The organism is Corallococcus sp. AB049A, assembly GCF_003668885.1.
Lineage (GTDB): Bacteria > Myxococcota > Myxococcia > Myxococcales > Myxococcaceae > Corallococcus > Corallococcus interemptor.
Map to the genome: position 1 here is coordinate 1 of NZ_RAWL01000616.1, position 3,854 is coordinate 3,854.

The window sequence follows — 3,854 nt, forward strand, 5'->3', positions numbered from 1 at the left end:
GTCCTTGGGCGGGTCGGCCCGGGGGCCGAGGAGGGCCGGCAGGGAAGGCGTGAGCTGCCCCACGTACAGGAGGCCTTGGAGGCCTTCGGTGGCGGAGCCTTCCCTCAGCTGGATGTAGGGGCTCAGCCCGGCGCGGGCCGCCACCCTGGGAGCGGGCGTCGCGCCCACGATGCCGCAGACCAGCTTGCTGTCACGGTCCAGGTCGCAGCCCCAGCGCGTGCCCTGCGCGTAGCTCATCTCCAGCACGACGAGCGAGCGGTCCTCCTTCATCAGATGCGCCATGGGCGTGAAGGAGGGGTCCCACTGCGTGCCCTTCTCCAGCTGCGTATGCGTGTTGCCCGCCAGCACCACCTGCACCTCGTCCGGCTTCGCGGCGCGGCGCTTCGTCCAGACGCCGGCCTGGGCCGCGTCGCGCGCGCTGCCGTTGAGCACGTCCGTGTCGTAGGCCACCACCGTCACGCGCAGACCCGCCGCGCGCAGGGCGCGTGCGCGGTCGATGAGGTCCATGATGGCGCGGCTGCTGCGGCCGTCCTGGTACGTGCGCGTCCAGAAGCGCCCTTCCAGCAGCGCGTCCTGGTCCGCCGGGGCGCCAGGGCTGGCCAGGTACCTGTCCACCCGCGCCTGCTCCGTCTCCGGAAGCGACAGGCCCAGCACCACGGCGAGCCCGGTCTGCGCGGCCTGACACACGACGTGGCCCACCACGTCCGGCACTTCGTTGCTGCCCAGTTGCTCGCCGATGAGCAGCGTGAGGCCCGGGTGCAGGAGCTCCGGCAGTCCGCGCACGGGCGTGGTGCAAGGGCCTTCCACGGGGGCCTCTGCCTGCCAGCGGTCCAGGTAGAACTCCGGCGCGCGCACGGCGGTGGGGCGCTTGTCTTCCGCCACGTTGCCGGCGAGGACTTCCACGGAGGGCGCGGACTCCAGGCGCAGGGTGAGGGCCTGCTCCAGGTCCAGGTCGCGGGTGCCGTGCTGGGCGCCGCGCAGCATGGACAGACGCTTGGTCTGCGCGTCGTCCTGGTCGAAGTTCACGTCCTTCACGAAGGGATTGGACACCTGCTCTTGTCGCTCCAGGTAGACCTTCCACCACAGCTTCTTCCACTCGGCGTCGTTGCCGGTCGTCTGCTGGGTCATGCGGAAGATGCGAACGACGGACTGGCGCGGGGCCACGGCGATGCCGGTCACCAGGTAGCGCGTGAACGTGGTGTTGCGCGACCCGGCCCGGCCAGGGTCGGACCAGGTGGTGACGAGTTGGTTCGGATCCTCCGTGTCCTCGAACGTGTAGCCCTGCTCTTCCAGCAGTTGGCGCGTGACCGCGAGCGCCTCTGTCAGCGGCTTCTGGAAGACATGTTCGTACTTGGGCAGCTCTGCTTCGGGTGCACGCTTCGAATGGGCACAGCCAACAGCCATCACGGTCAACGCGACGACGAGCCAACGACAGTTCATCGGGCCTCCCCCAGGCGCGAGGAATGTGAAGCCCTTTCAGCAAAGCCCAATCACGATGCGGAAAGCCAGGGGCTTGCGTCAATCCCTGTTCAATTGTGCCAGCTCCAGGTCTCTGGGGCCCAACAGGTGATGGATGCGCCTTCCAACACCGGGTCGAGGAAGCGCTTCGCGGCTTCGGTCACTTTCTCGAGTGTGGGCCAGGGAAGTTGGTTGTCCTCGGCCATGTTCGCGTAGGGCCTCTCCCAATCCCTGGAGGGAAGGGGAAGGGCGCCCGGGAGTGAATGGGTATTGCGAAAGCCGAAGGTCAGCTTGAGCGCTTGTCTCAGCCGCTCGGCTTCCAGAAACGGCCGTGCTTGCGCCAGCAGCACCAGGTCGGGCAGGTCCTTCACTCGCGAGTTCGGCCGCAGCCGGGGCAGCGTGTATGCATGCAGCTTCTCCGCGAGATGGGTTTCGACGGGATAGAGCCGCAGCCGGGGTGGCGCGATCCCCGCGAAGCCGAGGACGTCGGGAGCCGTGAGTTCGTCCGGCGTTCCCAGCAGAGGCTCACCGAAGGCGACGTCCACGTCGAAAGGGCGGCTGTAGATCTTCTGCGCGAGCCGGCATTCCACCCGGTACCGCAGCCCCTCGTACCGTATGCCTTCGTTCTGGATCGTGGAGTGCTCTTCGTTCGGGCGGACGTCGAACATGAAGAAGTCACCGAGGTCGATTCTCGCGGCATCCTGGAGTTGGAACAGCAGGCTGTTGGGGTCTCCCTGAACACGGAGGTCGATGTCCTTCGTGGCCCGCGCTCGTGCGACGCGAAGCTCCAGAACGAGACCTCCCTTGAGGGTGACCGCCGTGCCCAGCTTTGCGTGGACGCGTGCGAGGAACCGGTGGAAGACCAGCAGCTCCCGCTGACGTGCAAGGGGGAGTTCCCGTTTCAGGGCCTCCTTCTTGAGGTGGTCTTCCAGTGCTTGCTTGAAGGCCGCGGGCGAAGCGTAGGTGCGGCTCGTCACGTTTCCAGGCCTCCAAAAGGCTTCAGTGCTTCCTCCACCGTGGGAAGGCTCCCGCGGACCATGCCGCGATGCAGGGCCTGCTGAGCTGCCTGGCGCATCAGATCCGGAGTCAGCGCGCTTCGAGCGCAATCATCGAGTGTCCGGCTGGGAGACGTGACTCTCACGGGACCCACCCAGTGGCGCTCGGAGTCGAGCAAGTCCGCGTAATGGAGCACGACGAGCTTCGGCACGCGCAGGCGTCGCTTCCGCCAGGACTCGGGAAGCGTCAGGTGGATCCGTGCGGGCAGGACGTCGGAGAGGTCGTAGAGCGCGAGGGCTGTCTGGTGCGAGAAGGTCCCGGCCTGTTCCGACCAGAGCCACACCGCGACGAGGTCTTCATGCTCGCCCGGCGGGAAGTGCACCAGCCGGTAGATGCCTCGCTGGACCCGTGAGGTCCGGCCGATGCGCACGTAGTGCGCAAGAAGCTGGGGCGAGTAGCCCGCCTGCGCAGCCTGCTGCGTCGTGAAGTGGCCCTCCTGGCCCTCGGCGATCCGGTAGAGCTGGTCCCAATCCGGCTTGATGGGCGGCTCGGTGCTCATGCACGAAAATATAGAGTGGTTTTAGTTTCGTGCAAATGGCGGGCGGAAGCCTGCGAATAAAGATCGCATTGAATTTTAGTTTTGTGCAGAAGGGCCGTTGTTGCGGCAAGGGGAGGGGCTGGCGGGAGCTTGAGGAGCGTACGTCAGCGCGACGGCGGGTACTTCTGCAGCTTCCGCTGGAGCGACCTTCGGTGGATGCCCAGCTTGCGCGCGGCTTCGGAGATGTTTCCGGCGCTGTCCGCGAGCACTCGATGAATGTGTTCCCACTCTGCTCGCGCGAGTGACGGTGCCTGGAGCGTCTCCGGTGCCGCGACGTTGGGGGCTTCTTCCGCCCTCGCGAACGCCGCCAGGATGTCGTCCGCGTCCGCGGGCTTTGGCAGGTAGTTCACCGCTCCCAGCCGGATGGCATCCACGGTCGTGCTGATGCTTCCGTAGCCCGTCAGCACGATGACTCGCGTGGACGCGTCCACCGCCAGCAAGTCCCTCACCAGCTCCAGGCCGCTGTGCCCCGGCATGCGCAGGTCCACCACCGCGTACTCCGGTGACTCGCGCCTTGCCGCTGCCATGGCTTCGTCGTGGTTGCCCGCCGTCGTTACATCCCAGCCTCGCTCGCGGAAGGCTCGCGCCAGGCGCTCTCGCAGCGTGCTGTCGTCGTCCACCAGCAGCAGGCTGGGACGTTGATCCACTGGAGCCGTGTTGCTCATGCCGCTGCCTCCTTCGCGTCCTCGCCCGGCAGGCTCAGGCTCACCGTCGTGCCCTCTGCCGCCTTCGAGCGCAGCTCCAGCGCTCCGCCCAGCTGCTCCGCCAATGAGCGCGCCAGGAACAGCCCCAACCCCATGCC

Annotated in this window: 5 protein-coding genes; all 5 read right to left on the reverse strand. The window is 67.0% G+C overall.

Annotation, left to right across the window (positions count from 1 at the left end; genetic code table 11):
* On the reverse strand, positions 1-1,440 hold a 1,440-nt coding region (locus D7X55_RS37165), incomplete at its 3' end, for a hypothetical protein (protein ID WP_121725510.1).
* Positions 1,441-1,529: 89 nt separating this feature from the next.
* On the reverse strand, positions 1,530-2,435 hold the full coding sequence (locus tag D7X55_RS37170; RefSeq protein WP_121725508.1) for a nucleotidyl transferase AbiEii/AbiGii toxin family protein: 906 nt from the start codon (positions 2,433-2,435) through the stop codon (positions 1,530-1,532).
* Positions 2,432-3,013: a type IV toxin-antitoxin system AbiEi family antitoxin domain-containing protein gene (locus D7X55_RS37175; protein WP_121725509.1), complete on the reverse strand. Its 582-nt coding sequence runs from the start codon at positions 3,011-3,013 to the stop codon at positions 2,432-2,434. Before D7X55_RS37175 ends, D7X55_RS37170 begins: the two co-directional genes overlap by 4 nt.
* A 143-nt stretch (positions 3,014-3,156) precedes the next feature.
* Positions 3,157-3,717 (reverse strand): response regulator transcription factor, encoded by a 561-nt coding sequence (locus D7X55_RS37180; RefSeq protein ID WP_120549064.1) that lies wholly within the window; start codon positions 3,715-3,717, stop codon positions 3,157-3,159.
* The gene (locus D7X55_RS45800; RefSeq protein ID WP_368666520.1) at positions 3,714-3,851 is read right to left on the reverse strand and encodes an ATP-binding protein; all 138 of its coding nucleotides are present in this window, start codon (positions 3,849-3,851) and stop codon (positions 3,714-3,716) included. The genes D7X55_RS37180 and D7X55_RS45800 overlap by 4 nt, the downstream gene beginning before the upstream one ends.
* Positions 3,852-3,854 lie beyond the last annotated feature (3 nt).

Bases quoted from the DNA above. Each gene is read 5' to 3' on its own strand.
- D7X55_RS37175 (WP_121725509.1), bottom strand. From the start codon at position 3,013: ATGAGCACCGAGCCGCCCATCAAGCCGGATTGGGACCAGCTCTACCGG.
- D7X55_RS45800 (WP_368666520.1), bottom strand. From the start codon at position 3,851: ATGGGGTTGGGGCTGTTCCTGGCGCGCTCATTGGCGGAGCAGCTGGGC.
- D7X55_RS37180 (WP_120549064.1), bottom strand. From the start codon at position 3,717: ATGAGCAACACGGCTCCAGTGGATCAACGTCCCAGCCTGCTGCTGGTG.